At 64.4% G+C, this 14,450-nt stretch carries 12 protein-coding genes, 2 tRNA genes and 1 pseudogene; 11 read left to right on the forward strand and 4 right to left on the reverse strand.

Annotation, left to right across the window (positions count from 1 at the left end; genetic code table 11):
- Window positions 1–82: 82 nt before the first annotated feature.
- Together earP and K225_RS0113385 are read right to left on the reverse strand one after the other, a co-directional pair.
- The gene (gene earP / locus K225_RS0113380) at window positions 83–1,216 is read right to left on the reverse strand and encodes an elongation factor P maturation arginine rhamnosyltransferase EarP (RefSeq protein ID WP_026436895.1); all 1,134 of its coding nucleotides are present in this window, start codon (window positions 1,214–1,216) and stop codon (window positions 83–85) included.
- Entirely contained in the window at window positions 1,213–2,118 is a 906-nt protein-coding gene (locus K225_RS0113385; protein ID WP_026436896.1) for a LysR family transcriptional regulator, read from the reverse strand. The genes earP and K225_RS0113385 overlap by 4 nt, the downstream gene beginning before the upstream one ends.
- Window positions 2,119–2,256: 138 nt before the next feature.
- Between K225_RS0113385 and K225_RS0113390 the strand changes: the two genes are divergently transcribed.
- From K225_RS0113390 to K225_RS0113440, 11 genes and pseudogenes are all read left to right on the forward strand, one after another.
- Window positions 2,257–3,477 carry a CaiB/BaiF CoA-transferase family protein gene (locus tag K225_RS0113390; RefSeq protein WP_026436897.1) on the forward strand — a complete coding sequence of 407 codons (1,221 nt, stop codon included), beginning with the start codon at window positions 2,257–2,259 and terminating at the stop codon, window positions 3,475–3,477.
- Window positions 3,474–4,454 carry a hydroxymethylglutaryl-CoA lyase gene (locus K225_RS0113395; protein ID WP_026436898.1) on the forward strand — a complete coding sequence of 327 codons (981 nt, stop codon included), beginning with the start codon at window positions 3,474–3,476 and terminating at the stop codon, window positions 4,452–4,454. Before K225_RS0113390 ends, K225_RS0113395 begins: the two co-directional genes overlap by 4 nt.
- Window positions 4,455–4,499: 45 nt before the next feature.
- Window positions 4,500–5,483, forward strand: a complete 984-nt coding sequence (locus K225_RS0113400; protein ID WP_026436899.1) for a tripartite tricarboxylate transporter substrate binding protein — start codon at window positions 4,500–4,502, stop codon at window positions 5,481–5,483.
- Between the two features lie 73 nt (window positions 5,484–5,556).
- The gene (locus K225_RS0113405) at window positions 5,557–6,537 is read left to right on the forward strand and encodes a tripartite tricarboxylate transporter substrate binding protein (RefSeq protein ID WP_026436900.1); all 981 of its coding nucleotides are present in this window, start codon (window positions 5,557–5,559) and stop codon (window positions 6,535–6,537) included.
- Window positions 6,538–6,647: 110 nt separating this feature from the next.
- Window positions 6,648–8,666: an excinuclease ABC subunit UvrC gene (uvrC, locus tag K225_RS0113410; RefSeq protein WP_026436901.1), complete on the forward strand. Its 2,019-nt coding sequence runs from the start codon at window positions 6,648–6,650 to the stop codon at window positions 8,664–8,666.
- Window positions 8,667–8,711: 45 nt separating this feature from the next.
- Window positions 8,712–9,278 carry a CDP-diacylglycerol--glycerol-3-phosphate 3-phosphatidyltransferase gene (pgsA, locus tag K225_RS0113415; RefSeq protein ID WP_026436902.1) on the forward strand — a complete coding sequence of 189 codons (567 nt, stop codon included), beginning with the start codon at window positions 8,712–8,714 and terminating at the stop codon, window positions 9,276–9,278.
- Between the two features lie 70 nt (window positions 9,279–9,348).
- A complete protein-coding gene (locus tag K225_RS0113420) occupies window positions 9,349–10,434 on the forward strand; it encodes a tartrate dehydrogenase (protein ID WP_026436903.1) in 1,086 nt (361 codons plus the stop codon).
- A 273-nt stretch (window positions 10,435–10,707) separates the two neighbouring features.
- Window positions 10,708–11,010 (forward strand): annotated as a pseudogene (locus K225_RS0113425) (HU family DNA-binding protein); the annotation flags it as partial.
- A 15-nt stretch (window positions 11,011–11,025) separates the two neighbouring features.
- A tRNA-Val gene (locus K225_RS0113430) sits at window positions 11,026–11,101 on the forward strand.
- A gap of 59 nt (window positions 11,102–11,160) precedes the next feature.
- On the forward strand, window positions 11,161–13,074 hold the full coding sequence (locus tag K225_RS0113435) for a SurA N-terminal domain-containing protein (protein ID WP_026436904.1): 1,914 nt from the start codon (window positions 11,161–11,163) through the stop codon (window positions 13,072–13,074).
- A 62-nt stretch (window positions 13,075–13,136) separates the two neighbouring features.
- A tRNA-His gene (locus K225_RS0113440) sits at window positions 13,137–13,212 on the forward strand.
- A gap of 124 nt (window positions 13,213–13,336) precedes the next feature.
- Here the strand turns inward: K225_RS0113440 and K225_RS22220 are convergent.
- Both K225_RS22220 and K225_RS0113445 read right to left on the reverse strand, forming a co-directional pair.
- Window positions 13,337–13,489, reverse strand: coding sequence for a hypothetical protein (locus K225_RS22220; protein ID WP_155885274.1), 153 nt, complete (start codon window positions 13,487–13,489; stop codon window positions 13,337–13,339).
- 242 nt (window positions 13,490–13,731) lie between these two features.
- On the reverse strand, window positions 13,732–14,280 hold the full coding sequence (locus K225_RS0113445) for a phasin family protein (protein ID WP_026436905.1): 549 nt from the start codon (window positions 14,278–14,280) through the stop codon (window positions 13,732–13,734).
- Window positions 14,281–14,450 lie beyond the last annotated feature (170 nt).

Genomic DNA, 14,450 nt, shown 5'->3' on the forward strand with positions numbered 1-14,450 from the left:
GTGCCAATGCATGTTCCGCGGCGGGAATGCGCTCGGGGCTTGCACCGATGTGCCGCACCCGTTTTGCGCAAAGCCTTGAATTTTACCGTTTTTCGGCGACAAAGCCCAAAAGTTGTGCCACCAGATTGTCCTGCGTCAGAAGGCGTGCGCGGGCGGCGGCAATGCAGGCGGTCCACTCCGACAGGGTGTTGTCGTCGGGCCATTGCAGCGGTGCGTTGTCCAGCCCGTTCCAGGTGGCGTGGAATTGCCGCAGCGATGCGGGGGCCTGCAGCCAGTCGAGAAAGGCCCACAGCTTGTCGTGGTGGGCGTTGTCGTGCTGCGGGTAGATGTGCCAGACCAGCGCCTGCCCGGCCCACAGCGCCCGCACCAGCGAATCCTCGCCGCGCACGGCGTTGAAGTCGCAGGCCCAGAGCATCTCGTCGAATGCCGCCTGCGGGCGGTGCGGAAGGTATGAAACAGTTAGCTGCTCGCGCTTGTCTGATAAGCGCTTGGGGGCGATTTCGCCCCTATCTTCTGTCAAGGCTGCCTGCACAGCCGCCGTGGGGCGGCCGGGGGTGACCAGCAACTGCGTGGGCTGCGCTTGGCATTGCCCCAGCAGAGCGGGCAGGGCGGCGGGCTCGTAGCAGAACAGCGACATCCAGCGGTGCTCTGGCCCGATATCGCCCAGGCCGAAGGCCGCGGCGTGCGCGGCGCGCCAGCCGCAGTGGTCGAACGCCTCGCGCCTGGCCATCAGGTCGGGCTCGCGCAGCAGGCCACCGGTGGCGGGGGTGAAGCCAGGGTAGAAAAACCAGCGGGTCCAGCCGGCGGCGGGGCCGGTGAGCAGAGGGGAGGGCAGCCGGTGGTTGCGCTCCACGTACGCCTCTGCCGACAGGTATTCGAGGTTGATCCAGACAGGTTTTTGGCCCCTGGTGATTGCCTGCTGTATGCTGTAAGCTATGAAATCGGGAGCAATTTCGCAACCGAACGCTTCCAGCATCACGTCGGGTGGGGCCTCGTGGGCGGCTGGCACGGGCGCGTCCCAGGCGCGCACCTGTACGCCCGGGCAGCCGTGGGGCGCCATCCATTGCAGTGCCGAGGCGTCGTCCACCCACAGGCGCACCCGCTGGCCTTGCCCGGCCAATTGTGTGGCCAGGCGCCAGCACACGCCGATGTCGCCAAAGTTGTCGATCACACGGCAGAAAACATCCCATTGCAGGGGGGCGAAGGGCGCGGTCATGGCGTGGCGGCCGCTTGTGGCGGATTGCGCAGGTGGTCCACCAGCAGCCGCGCGACGCTGGAGAGGGATTCTTCGGCGCGCACGCACAGCATCAGCCGCCGCTGCGCCCAGGGTTCGTTCAGCGTGATGGCCCGGATGGCCAGCGTGCCGCGGTAGAGCGAGGCGCTGCCGCGCGGCATCACGCCAATGCCCAGGCCGGCGGCCACCATCAGGCACAGCGCGTCGTAGCTGGTGACCTGGATGCGCAGCCGCAGGGGCAGGTCCACCTCGGCGGCGGCGCGCATGAGCTGGTTGTTGACGGCGCTGCCCGGGTGCATGCCGACAAAGGCAAAGGGCAGGGCTTCGGCCAGGCGCACCGCCTTGCGCCGGGCCAGCAGGTGGCCCGTGGGCACGATCAGCACCAGTTCGTCGCTGCGGTAGGGCAGCAGCGTGATGCGCTCGCCATAGTTGCCATGGTTGAGGATGCCCACATCGGCGGCGTTCTCGGCCACCGACTGCGCAATCGCCGTGCTGATCTGTTCCTGCAGGCGCACATCGACCTGTGGGTGCAGCGCCAGAAAGCTCTGCAGCTCGCCCGGCAGGAACTGCGTGATGGCCGAGATGTTGGCCACCACGCGCACATGGCCGCGCACGCCACTGCCGTATTCGCGCATCTGGCTGGCAATGCCATCGAGGTCGTTGAGCACGCCGCGCGCCAGGTTCAGCAGGGTAAACGCCGCCGCGGTGGGCTCGGTGCCGCGGTTGCTGCGGGTGAACAGTGCCACCTGCAGTGCGGCCTCCAGGTCGGCCAGGCGTCGGCTCACGGCCGATGCTGCCAGGTGTTCGCGCGCGGCGGCGGCGGCGATGGTGTTTTCTTCCATCACGGCAACGAACAGGCGCAGGGAGACGGGGTCGAGTTTCATGGGGTGCGTTGATCGTACCTTGTCGCCATGCCGGTTTGCGATGGCAGCTTCGTGCATCAGCGTTTTACGGCTGGCGCGGGCCTGCGCATGATGCGGGCCAGACCCACACAGGCTGCATGCCTGCGGAGATGACACTGCATGAATTCGCCGCAATCACTTCAGGACCTCAGCCCTGCCGCCCTCGCTGGCGTGCGCGTGGTCGAAATGGGCCAGCTCATCGCCGGGCCGTTTTGCGGCAAGACGCTGGGCGAGTTTGGCGCCGATGTGATCAAGATCGAAGCCCCCGAGACCGGTGACCCGCTGCGCAACTGGCGCCTCATCAAGGACGGCACTTCGGTCTGGTGGCAGGTGCAGTCGCGCAACAAGCGCTCGGTGGCGCTGGACCTGCGCCAGAAGGAGGGCCAGGATATTGCCCGCCAGCTGATTGCCGAGGCCGATGTGCTGATCGAGAACTTCCGCCCCGGCACGCTGGAAGGCTGGGGCATGTCGCCGCAGGAGCTGCAGGCGCTCAACCCCGGCCTGGTGATGCTGCGCATCTCGGGCTATGGCCAGACCGGCCCCTACCGCGACCTGCCGGGCTTTGGCGTGATTGGTGAGGCCATGGGCGGGTTGCGCCACCTCACCGGCGAGCCCGGCCGCGTGCCGGTGCGCGTGGGCGTGTCGATTGGCGACACGCTGGCGGCGCTGCACGGCACCATCGGCGTGCTTATGGCGCTGTACCACCGCAAGGTCAACGGCGGCCAGGGCCAGGTGATCGACGTGGCGCTGCACGAGGCCGTGTTCAACGTAATGGAAAGCCTGATCCCCGAATACAGCGCCTTTGGCGCCGTGCGCGAGGCAGCAGGCAGCGCGCTGCCGGGCATCGCCCCGTCCAACGCCTACCCCTGCCAGGACGGCTGGGTGCTGGTGGCGGGCAACGGCGACAGCATCTTCAAGCGGCTGATGGATACCATTGGCCGTCCCGATCTGGCCGCCGCGCCAGACCTGGCCGACAACGCGGGCCGCGTGGCCCGCGTACAGGAGCTCGACGCCGCTATTCAAGCGTGGAGCGCGCAGCGCACAGTGCAGCAGGTGCTGGATGCCCTGGGCGCTGCCCGCGTGCCCGCCGGCAAGGTCTACACCGCCAAGGACATCGCCGAAGACCCGCACTACCGCGCCCGCGACATGCTGCTCTCGCAGACCACGCGCGATGGCTACACGGTGGAGGTGCCCGGTATCGTGCCCAAGCTCTCGGCCACGCCCGGCACCATCCGCAGCAGTGCGCCGCACCTGGGCGACGACACCGATGCCGTGCTGGCAGAGGCGGGCCTGACGCTCGAACAGATTGCGCTGCTGCGCAGCAAGGGAGTGATTCAATGAGTGCATCCAACACCGTGTGGGAGGGCGCGGGCCGCCGCATCCACATCCAGGAAGTGGGCACGCGCGACGGCCTGCAGATGGAGCAGGCCTTTGTGCCCACCGAGGACAAGATCGCGCTGGTGAATGCGCTGTCGAATGCGGGCCTGTCCAAGATCGAGGTCACCTCGTTCACCTCGCCCGCAGCCATCCCGGCGCTGAAAGATGCCGAGATCGTCATGCGCGAGATCACGCGTCGCCCCGGCACCGTCTACACCGCGCTGGTGCCCAATCTGCGCGGTGCCGAGCGCGCCATCGAGGCGCGCACCGATGAGCTCAACCTCGTGATGTCGGTGAGTGCCACGCACAACCTGGCCAACCTGCGCATGACCCAGGCCCAGTCGTTTGCTGCGCTGGCGCAGGTGGTGGCCATGGCACAGTCGGCGGGCGTGGCGGTGAATGTCTCGCTGTCCTGCGTGTTCGGCTGCCCCATGGAGGGCGATGTGGCACCGGCCGAGGTGCTGGGCTGGGTGCAGCGTTTTGCCGATCTGGGCGTGCGCGGCGTCACGCTGTGCGATACCACGGGCATGGCTTACCCCACGCAGGTGCACCAGCTCACGGCCGCTGCCCGTGCGCGCTGGCCGGGCGTGGATTTCACGCTGCATTTCCACAATACGCGCGGCATGGGCCTGGCCAATGTGCTGGCAGCCGTCGACGCGGGCGCCGACCGGTTCGATGCCTCGCTGGGCGGGCTGGGCGGCTGCCCCTATGCGCCGGGTGCCAGCGGCAATGCGTGCAGCGAGGAGATCGTGCATGCGCTGCAGCTCATGGGCTATGACACGGGTGTGGATCTGGCGCAGCTCATTGGCGCCGCGCAGCGCCTGCCCGCGCTCATCGGTCACGACATTCCCAGCCAGATCGCCAAGGCGGGGCCGCGCCTGGCGCTGCACCCGGTACCTGCCGATTTCGAAGCCATTCGCGAAAGAGCGCTTTCCCGTTGAATACTGCGCGCCCCGCATTCCCCATAACACCAGGAGACAAAAGCCATGACCTTCCATCCCACCGCGCTGTCCCGCCGCCTCTTCACCGCCGCCGTGCTGTGTTCTGCCGCACTGGCGGCGGGCGCGCAGGACAAGTACCCGTCCAAATCCATCACCGTGGTGGTGCCCCAGGCCGCTGGCGGCGCCAACGATGCCATCGCCCGCGTGCTGGCGCAAAAACTCACCGAGCAGCTGGGCCAGAGCGTGATCGTGGACAACCGCCCCGGCGCGGGCGGCACGTTGGCAACTGCAGCCACGGCCCGCGCGCGCAACGATGGCTACACGCTGATGCTCACCGCCGACAGCGCCCACGTCATTGGCCCCGCGCTGTACAAGAACCCCGGCTTTGATCCGGTGAAGGACTTCACGCCCGTGGCGCCCGTGGCCACGGCAGGCTATGTGCTGGTGGCGCACCCATCCTTTCCCGCCAACACCGTGGCGGAGATGGTTGCGCTGGCCAAGGCCAGCCCCGGCAAGTATTCGATCGCTTCAGCAGGCAATGGCACGCTGAACCACCTGATCGGCGAGATGCTGCAAAAGGCCGCAGGCATCCAGCTGCAGCACATTCCCTACAAGGGCTCGGCGGCGGCCGCTACCGATGTGGTGGGCGGGCAGGTGCCCCTGTCGGTGCAAAGCCTGCCCTCGGCCATTGCCTTCATCAAGGCGGGCAAGCTCAAGGTGCTCGGCGTGGTCAACGAAAAGCGCGTGGCCGCGCTGCCCGATGCACCCACCATTGGCGAAACCATCAAGGGCTTTGGCCAGGCTCCCTGGTATGCGCTGTTTGCCCCGGCTGGTACGCCCGCGCCCATCGTTGCGCAGCTGCAGGCCGAGGTGGCCCGCGCGCTGGAGCATAAGGACGTGGTCGAGAAACTGGCCACCGTGGGCTGCGAGCCCTTCAAGGGCACGGCGGCGCAGCTGGCGGCGCTGGTTCAGTCCGACCTGCCCAAGTGGAGCCGGGTCGTCAAGGACACCGGCGCCACGGTCGATTGATGGGATGGGCGGTGGCTGCAAGCTCGCCGCCCCGCCGGACAATATTCAACCACAGTGCAAACGGAGACACCGCATGAAAATCCATCGCAAGCCATTCACCACCCTGGCCATCACCGTGCTGGGTCTAGGCCTGGGCAGTGCCGCCTGGGCGCAAGGCGCCTATCCCACCAAACCCGTGACCATGGTGGTGCCCACCGCTGCTGGCGGCACCACCGACCTGTCGGCGCGCATGGTGGCGCAGGCGCTCGGCCCGGTGCTGGGTCAGTCGGTGGTGGTGGACAACAAGGGCGGTGGCAATGGCAACATTGCGGCCAGCATCGTCAAGCGCGCCGAGGCCGATGGTTACACGCTGTTCATGCAGTACTCGGGCTACCACGTGATCTCGCCCCACCTGACCAAGGTGGCCCAGTGGGCGCAGAGCGACTTTCAGCCGGTTGCCAACGTGATTTCGGCGCCGCAGATCATCGTGGTGCGCAATGACCTGCCGGTGAAGTCCTTGCCTGAGCTGATGGCCTACGCCAAGGCCAACCCGGGCAAGCTCAACTACGCCTCTTCGGGCAACGGTTCGCTGCAGCATGTGACCGGTGCCATGCTGGAGCAGCAGGGCGGCATCAAGATGGTCCATGTGCCCTACAAAGGCACGGGCCCCGCGCTGCAGGACCTGCTGGGCGGCCAGGTCGACCTGACGTTTGGCACCGCGCCGCCTTTCATGCCCCATATCGCCAGCGGCAAGCTGCGCGTCCTGGCCGTGACCGGCAAGGAGCGCCTGCCCAGCCTGCCCGATGCGCCCACCACGGCCGAGGCGGGCTACCCCGGTGTGAACGCCACGTCGTGGTTTGCGCTGTTTGCGCCGGCTGGTGTGCCCAAACCGGTGGTGGACAAGCTCACCGCCGACATCCGTACCGTGGTGCAGAGCGCGGCCTTCAAGCAAAAGGCGCAGGAGCAGGGCGCGACGGCCGACTACCAAAGCCCCGCGCAGCTGGGCGAGAAGGTCAAGACCGATCTGGCCAGCTGGGCCAGCGTGGTGAAGAGCGCCAAGATCGAAGCAGAATAATGCTCCAATAGGCTGCTAGCGCATGTTTTATTGCGCTGGTAGCTATGTAAATAATAGCGTTCGAGAGCTGGTTTCTCAAGGGGGCCTGGCGCGCGGCCACAATATGCGCCATGTCTGATGTGCATTCCGAAGAACTCCTGGCGCAGGTGGCTGCGCTGCCGGCGCTGCCGGGTGTCTACCGCTATTTCGACGCGCAGGATGCGCTGCTCTACGTGGGCAAGGCGCTCAACCTCAAGCGGCGCGTCTCCAGCTACTTCCAGAAGAACCATGGCGGCACGCGCATCGGCCACATGGTCAGCAAGATCGTGCGCATGGAGACCACGGTGGTGCGCTCCGAGGCCGAGGCGCTGCTGCTGGAAAACAACCTCATCAAGACGCTGAACCCCAAGTTCAACATCCTGTTCCGCGACGACAAGAGCTATCCCTACCTCAAGATCACCGGCGTACCCGGATCGGGCAGCCGCAGCGACGCACCGGGTCAGGTGTTTCCGCGCATGGCCTACTACCGGGGCGCGGTCGATAAAAAGCACCGCTACTTCGGCCCGTACCCCAGCGCCTGGGCGGTCAAGGAAACCATCCAGCTGCTGCAAAAGGTGTTCCGGCTGCGCACCTGCGAAGACACGGTGTTTGCCAACCGCACGCGGCCCTGCCTGCTGTACCAGATCAAGCGTTGCACCGGGCCCTGCGTCAACCTGATTTCGCCCGAGGCCTATGCGGCCGATGTGCTGCATGCCGAGGCCCTGCTGCGCGGCGAAACGCAGGAGCTGCTGCAGGCGCTGGAGGCGCGCATGATGGCGCACTCCGACAAGCTCGAGTTCGAGCAGGCGGCCGAGGTGCGCAACCAGATCCAGGCCCTGTCGCGCGTGCTGCACCAGCAGGCCATCGAAACAGCGGACGACAAGGACGTGGACATCCTGGCCGTGCGGGTGCAGGGTGGCCGCGCCTGCGTCAACCTGGCCATGGTGCGCGGCGGCCGACATTTGGGCGACCGGCCGTACTTTCCGGTGCATGTCGAAGATGCGGCCGCGGTGTTTGAAGAAGAGGGCGGCGATGGCGCGGAGGAGACAGTGGTTGCCCCGTCTCGCCCCGTGCGCCCGGTGGAGGCCCTGGTGCTGGAAGCCTTCATCGCCCAGCACTACATCGGCGTGCCCGTGCCTCCGCTGCTGGTGACCAGCGTGCCGGTGGACAAGGCGCTGCTGGATGCACTGACCGAACAAGGTGGCCTGCGCGTGAATGCGATCCACCAGCCGCGCGAGCAGCGCCGCGCCTGGCTGGACATGGCGCAGAAGAACGCCGACCTGCAACTGGCGCGGCTGCTGGCGGAAGAGGGCTCGCAGCAGGCCCGTACCCGTGCCCTGGCCGAGGCACTGGATCTGCCGCCCGAAGACCTGGACCAGCTCACCATCGAGTGCTTCGACATCTCGCACACGGCGGGCGAATCCACCCAGGCATCGTGCGTCGTGTTCCACCACCATAAGATGCAGAGCAGCGAATACCGCCGCTACAAGATCGAAGGCGTCACCGGCGGCGATGACTACGCCGCCATGCGCCAGGTGCTCACGCGCCGCTACAGCAAGGTGGCCGAGGCTGCGCGCGAGGCGGGCGGCATCGACTTTGCGGCGCCCCCGCCGTCCGATGCCACGCAGGCCGACGGCGCCGTCAAGCCCAAGGGCGTGGCGCGCCTGCCCGACCTGGTGCTGATCGACGGCGGCAAAGGCCAGGTGGCTGTGGCCCGCGAAGTGTTCACCGCGCTGGGCCTGGACCTCACGCGCATCGTTGGCGTTGAAAAGGGCGAGGGCCGCAAGGTCGGCCTCGAAGAGCTGGTGTTTGCCGATGGGCGCGAGAAGGTGTATCTGGGCAAGGATTCGGCCGCGCTCATGCTGGTGGCGCAGATCCGCGACGAGGCCCACCGCTTTGCCATCACCGGCATGCGCGCCGCACGGGCCAAGGTGCGTGTGGGCGGCGGCCAGCTCGAAGAAATTGCGGGGGTGGGCCCCAAGAAGCGTGCCCGGCTGCTGCAGCGGTTTGGCGGCGTGCGCGGGGTGGCGTCTGCGAGTGTGGAAGACCTGGCCACCGTGGATGGCATCTCGCGCGAGCTGGCAGAAGAAATTTACAGGGCGTTGAGATAAGCACCCTCCAAGGTTCCACGGCCGCGCCGTGACACAATCGTCGCCATGTTCTGGACTATCCCCACCTTGATGACCTGGACGCGCATCGTCGCGATACCTTTGATCGTGGGGGTGTTCTACGCGCCGCTGGACCCGGCCACGCGCAACCTGATTGCCACCGTGATGTTCGTGGTGTTTGCCGCCACCGACTGGCTGGACGGCTACCTGGCCCGCAAGCTCAACCAGACCTCGTCCTTTGGCGCGTTCCTGGATCCGGTGGCCGACAAGTTCCTGGTGTGCGCCTCGCTGCTGGTGCTGGTGCACCTGCAGCGTGCCGACGTGTTCGTGGCCCTCATCATCATCGGCCGCGAGATCGCGATCTCGGCCCTGCGCGAATGGATGGCGCAGATCGGTGCCAGCAAGAGCGTGGCCGTGCACATGATCGGCAAGGTCAAGACCACGGTGCAGATGCTGGCCATCCCCTTCCTGCTGTACGACGGGCGCCTGTTCGGCGTGATCGATACGGGCGTATGGGGCACCTGGCTCATCTGGGCCTCGGCCGTGCTCACGGTCTGGTCCATGGTGTACTACCTGCAGAAGGCGCTCCCCGAGATCCGGGCGCGCGTCAAATAATTTTCAAGTCTTTGATGCCTCTGGCGCTGGACCGATAAGCGCGGGCAGCTATATTTTCAGGAGCATTTGAATGGCAAAGCATCGCATTGCAGTCATTGCCGGTGACGGCATTGGCAAAGAGGTCATGCCCGAGGGGCTGCGTGTGCTGGACGAGGCCGCGCGAAAGTTTGGTATCGATCTGCAATTCGACCACTTCGACTTTTCGAGCTGGGACTACTACGAGAAGCACGGCAAGATGCTGCCCGACAACTGGAAGGACCAGATCGGCGGCCACGAGGCGATTTACTTTGGCGCCGTAGGCTGGCCCGAGAAGATTGCCGACCATGTGTCGCTGTGGGGCTCGCTGCTGCTGTTTCGCCGCGAGTTCGACCAGTACATCAACCTGCGCCCCGCGCGCCTGATGCCGGGCGTGATCGCGCCCGTGGTGCGCCGCGACGGCAGCCCGCGCCTGCCCGGTGAGATCGACATGCTGATCGTGCGCGAGAACACCGAAGGCGAATACTCCAGCATCGGTGGCCGCATGTACGAAGGCTCGCCGCGCGAGATCGTGATGCAGGAGACGGTGATGTCGCGCCACGGCGTGGACCGCGTGCTGAAGTTCGCCTTCGACCTGGCCCAGTCGCGCCCCCACAAGCACCTGACCAGCGCCACCAAGTCCAACGGCATCGCCATCACCATGCCCTACTGGGACGAGCGCGTGGCCGAGATGGCCAAGGCCTATCCCGATGTGAAGGTGGACAAATTCCACATCGACATCCTGACGGCCCACTTCGTGCAGCGCCCTGACTTCTTTGATGTGGTGGTGGCCAGCAACCTGTTTGGCGACATCCTTTCGGACCTGGGCCCGGCCTGCACCGGCACCATCGGCATTGCACCCAGCGCCAACCTGAACCCCACGCGCACCATGCCCTCGCTGTTCGAGCCCGTGCATGGCTCGGCGCCCGACATTGCAGGGCAGGGCATTGCCAACCCCATCGGCCAGATCTGGTGCGGCGCGATGATGCTCGATTTTCTCGGTTACCGCGCCGCGCACGACGCCGTGCTGGCTGCCATCGAGGCCGTGCTTGCCCCCCAGGGCGGCGGCCCGCGCACACCGGACCTGGGTGGCAAAGCCAGTACCCAGGATGTGGGGCGCGCCATTGCGTCTGCCTTGTGACCCGCAACATCAGCGTGGTGTCAATCAGGAATGTTGCCCATGCGGCGGCTTTGAGACAAAACCGCCCGGCAAGCCCCGTCGCGCCGTGAAATACGACTAGAATTCAAAGCAACGCTGCTGCAAATCAGCGCGTTGTATTGACACCCGGAAACTCGATGGCTTTAATCTGATGCAGCAGCGCCTGCTGCATATGCCAGTCATTCCCCCGTCTGATGCCGTCCAGCCCCCAGGGCTGTGCTTTCGGACGTGTGAAGACCAGATACCCGCGAGACATTCCATCAACTCTTTTCCGAGAGGCTTCTTGTGAACAAAACCGAACTGATTGAGCACATCGCTACCAACGCCGACATCTCCAAGGCCGCAGCTGCGCGTGCCCTGGAATCCACGATTGAGGCCGTCAAGAAGACCCTGAAGAAGGGCGGCACTGTTTCGCTCGTCGGTTTCGGCACCTTTGCAGTGGGCAAGCGTGCAGCCCGCACGGGTCGCAATCCCCGTACCGGCGCTGCGATTAAAATCAAAGCTGCTAAAGTTCCAAAGTTTCGTCCAGGCAAGGCATTGAAAGACGCCTTGAATTGATGGCCAGTTAGGTTGGGGTCCTTAGCTCAGTTGGTAGAGCGGCTCCTTTACACGGAGTAGGTCGGCGGTTCGAGACCGTCAGGACCCACCACCACCGAACAAAGGCGAACGAAAGTTCGCCTTTTGTTTTTTGTCTCTGAAAGATCGACCATGTTTGAATCCATCCGCAAGCACTCCAAGATCGTGATGTTCTTGTTGTTCTTGTTGATCATTCCATCGTTTGTGCTGGTGGGCATCGACAGCAACTATTTCTCCGAAAAGAGCGCTGTGGTTGCTCGCGTTGATGGTCATGACATCAAGCAGACCGACTGGGACAACGCCCACAAGATGGAGACGGACAGAATTCGGGCCCAGTCGCCCACGGTGGATGCAAAACTGCTCGACTCTCCCGAGGCCCGCTATGCAACGCTGGAACGCCTGGTTCGTGACCGGGTGCTTCAGGCCGCAGCCCAGAAAATGCACCTTGTCACCAGCGACAGCCGCCTGGCCCGCAGCCTGCAGGAAATTCCGGCCATCGCCGCCCTGAAACGCCCTGATGGTTCGCTGGATGCCGAGGCCTACCGCGCATTGGTGGGCGCCCAAGGGCTGACGCCTGAAGGCTTCGAGGCCAGTGTGCGCCGGGACATCTCGGTGAACCAGGTGATGGGTGGGGTGATGGGATCCGCCTTCGGCACCGATGCGCAGGTCAAGCTGTCGCTGGACGCCTTGTACCAGCGCCGCGAAGTGCAGATTGCCCGTTTCAACCCTGCAGATTTTTCTGGCAAGGTGGCGCCCACCGACGCGGATCTGGAGGGCTACTACAAGGCCCACACCTCCGCATTCCAGCAGGCCGAACAGGCCGCCGTGGAGTATGTGGTGCTGGATCTTGACAGCGTGCGTGCGGGCATCACGCTGAACGAAGATGACTTGCGCACCTATTACAAGGAAAACGTGGCCCGCCTGGCAGGCAAGGAGGAGCGCCGGGCCAGTCATATCCTGATCAATGCGCCCAAGGATGCGCCCGCGGCAGACCGGGAAAAGGCCAAGGCGCGTGCCGTGCAATTGCTGGAACAGGTGCGCAAGGCGCCCGCCACTTTTGCGGAGGTTGCCAAGAAGTCCTCCGAAGATGCGGGGTCTGCCGTGTCGGGCGGAGACCTGAACTTCTTTGGGCTGGGTGCCATGGTCAAGCCGTTCGAAGACGCGGCTTTTGCGATGAAAAAAGGCGATATCAGCGACGTGGTGGAAACCGATTTCGGTTATCACATCATTTTGCTGACGGACATCAAGACACCCCGTCAGCCAAGCTTTGAAGAGTTGCGTCCTTCCATGGAAGCCGAACTCAAGCAACAGCAAGCCCAGCGCAAGTTTGCCGAGGTGGCCGAATCGTTTGCCAATGGCGTCTATGAGCAATCCGACAGTCTCAAGCCCGTGGCCGAAAAGCTCGGGCTCAAAGTGCTGACGGCGTCAGGTGTCACCCGTACACCGGCGCCTGGAGCGACGGGCCCGTTGGCAAACGGCAAGCTGCTGGAGGCGCTGTTCTCAACGGATTCGATCGAGAACAAACGCAATACCGAAGCCGTGGAAATCGGACCCAGCCAGATGGCTGCTGCCCGCGTCAGCGCCTACACCGCTGCACGCACCCTGCCACTGGAGGAGGTGCGTGCGCAGGTGCGCAGCCTGTATATCGCCGAGAAATCCGCCGAGCTGGCGCGCAAGGACGGCGAAGCCAAGCTGGCTGCATGGAAAGCCACGCCCGGCAATGCCGCGGGTTTGCAATCAGCCATCGTGATCTCGCGTGATCAACCCCAGAACCAGCCACGGCGTCTGGTGGATGCGGTATTGGGTGCCAGTACAGCCACCTTGCCAGCTTGGATCGGCGTGGATCTGGGGGCGCAGGGATACGCCGTGGCCAAAGTCAATCGCCTGGTTCCGCGCGAGACCCCCAACGAGCAAGTCGCCCGCCAGGAGCGCCAGCAATACCTGCAGTGGTGGAGCAATGCCGAAGGGCTGGCCTACTATGAATTGCTGAAAGACCGCTTCAAGGTTCAGATCAAGGCCCCCCGCCCACAGTCCACAGCCGATTGATCGGAAATTTGACGGATATTGGCGCGAAGCCCGGTTTTCTCGGGCTATAATTCAAATCTACGGTGGCTGTAGCTCAGTTGGTAGAGTCCAGGATTGTGATTCCTGTTGTCGTGGGTTCGAGCCCCATCAGCCACCCCAAAAAATGCCAGTACAAACAAGGACCTTCGGGTCCTTGTTTCGTTTCAGGGGCACGCCAGGGGCAAGAGTTGAAGTCCACTGGCCATCTGCGAGCGACACCCGATCTGGACTGTTGGCTGCTGCCTTATTTTCCCGGCATTGCTTGGTTCGCGGCAGGGGCTTCATTTTTCAGAAGCTGGGTCAATGCATCAGATTGCCAGCGGTGCGCAGGTGCTTGAGCTTGATGGCTGCTGCTTCGGGTCGAGCGGCTTAAAACCATCGTGTAGTTGCGCGGCATGCGTATCCATTCCACCGGTCTTTTCTTGGCGGCAAATGGGCCAACGCGGGGCAGGACGGGGCAGAGATAAAAAAAAGCCCGATCCTGAGATCGGGCTTTAAAAGGATCCCTGAAACGGGGGTTTCGAGAGGATCCAAGGAGACAACTGGAGGCCCCGAATTCGGGGCGATGGGCTCAATGGTCAGGGCATTTCCTGGGCGCTGGCTGGAGACTGCACTCCAGTGCGCAGCGCCGCGCCTGGTTCAGCGCTTGCGAGGAGCGGCCGACTTGGCGGCGTCGGCAGCGGTGCTGGCGACAGCGTTGAAGTTGGCTTCGGCCACGTCAGAGGCTTGCTTGACGGCCTTTTGCACCGATTCGAAAGCGTTGTTGGCAGCGGCCACTGCGCTCTTCATCACGGCGACGGCGGTTTCGGAACCAGCAGGGGCGTTCTTGGCAGCGCTGTCCACCAGATTGGCGAATGCCTTTTGCGCATCGGCGGTCTGGGTTTCGAAGGTCTTGCCGAATTCTGCGCCGGTGCCCGAAGCGATGTCATACAGGTGACGGCTGTAGGCGGCGGTCTTTTCAGCCAGGGGCTGGAACAGGCCGGCTTGCAGTGCCAGCAGCTCCTGTGCGTCCTTCACGCCCAGGAGGGCCTGGGTGTGTTGAGCGGCTTCCGACAGGGCGGCACGCGAGGCGGTCACGTTCAGTTCAACCAGCTTTTCCACGCCTTCGAAGGCCTTGGTGGTCAGACCAAACAGGGTTTCGATGTTGGCCTTGTGGGATGCCAGGATTTGTTCTGCGGTCAGCGACATGTCATATCTCCTAAAAATGAAACCCGGATGGGTCAAGGTGGTTCACGGACATCTGCGCTGACCTTGACTCGGTAAAGTCATGTTGCAGTGCAGCATGGGAAGAATTCTAGGCGCTTGCAGTTCAATTGCAAGCGATTTTTGCTGCAATGCAACATATTAGGGGCGACTCC

It is taken from the genome of Acidovorax sp. JHL-9, from assembly GCF_000426205.1.
GTDB classification, from domain to species: Bacteria; Pseudomonadota; Gammaproteobacteria; order Burkholderiales; family Burkholderiaceae_C; genus Acidovorax; species Acidovorax soli.

Excerpts from the sequence above, each read along its gene's own strand:
- K225_RS0113395 (WP_026436898.1), top strand. The coding sequence starts at position 3,474 with ATGAGTGCATCCAACACCGTGTGGGAGGGCGCGGGCCGCCGCATCCAC.
- K225_RS0113385 (WP_026436896.1), bottom strand. The coding sequence starts at position 2,118 with ATGAAACTCGACCCCGTCTCCCTGCGCCTGTTCGTTGCCGTGATGGAA.
- K225_RS0113405 (WP_026436900.1), top strand. The coding sequence starts at position 5,557 with ATGAAAATCCATCGCAAGCCATTCACCACCCTGGCCATCACCGTGCTG.
- uvrC (WP_026436901.1), top strand. The coding sequence starts at position 6,648 with ATGTCTGATGTGCATTCCGAAGAACTCCTGGCGCAGGTGGCTGCGCTG.
- K225_RS0113435 (WP_026436904.1), top strand. The coding sequence starts at position 11,161 with ATGTTTGAATCCATCCGCAAGCACTCCAAGATCGTGATGTTCTTGTTG.
- K225_RS0113445 (WP_026436905.1), bottom strand. The coding sequence starts at position 14,280 with ATGTCGCTGACCGCAGAACAAATCCTGGCATCCCACAAGGCCAACATC.
- K225_RS0113400 (WP_026436899.1), top strand. The coding sequence starts at position 4,500 with ATGACCTTCCATCCCACCGCGCTGTCCCGCCGCCTCTTCACCGCCGCC.
- K225_RS0113420 (WP_026436903.1), top strand. The coding sequence starts at position 9,349 with ATGGCAAAGCATCGCATTGCAGTCATTGCCGGTGACGGCATTGGCAAA.
- K225_RS0113390 (WP_026436897.1), top strand. The coding sequence starts at position 2,257 with ATGAATTCGCCGCAATCACTTCAGGACCTCAGCCCTGCCGCCCTCGCT.
- K225_RS22220 (WP_155885274.1), bottom strand. The coding sequence starts at position 13,489 with ATGCCGCGCAACTACACGATGGTTTTAAGCCGCTCGACCCGAAGCAGC.
- pgsA (WP_026436902.1), top strand. The coding sequence starts at position 8,712 with ATGTTCTGGACTATCCCCACCTTGATGACCTGGACGCGCATCGTCGCG.
- earP (WP_026436895.1), bottom strand. The coding sequence starts at position 1,216 with ATGACCGCGCCCTTCGCCCCCCTGCAATGGGATGTTTTCTGCCGTGTG.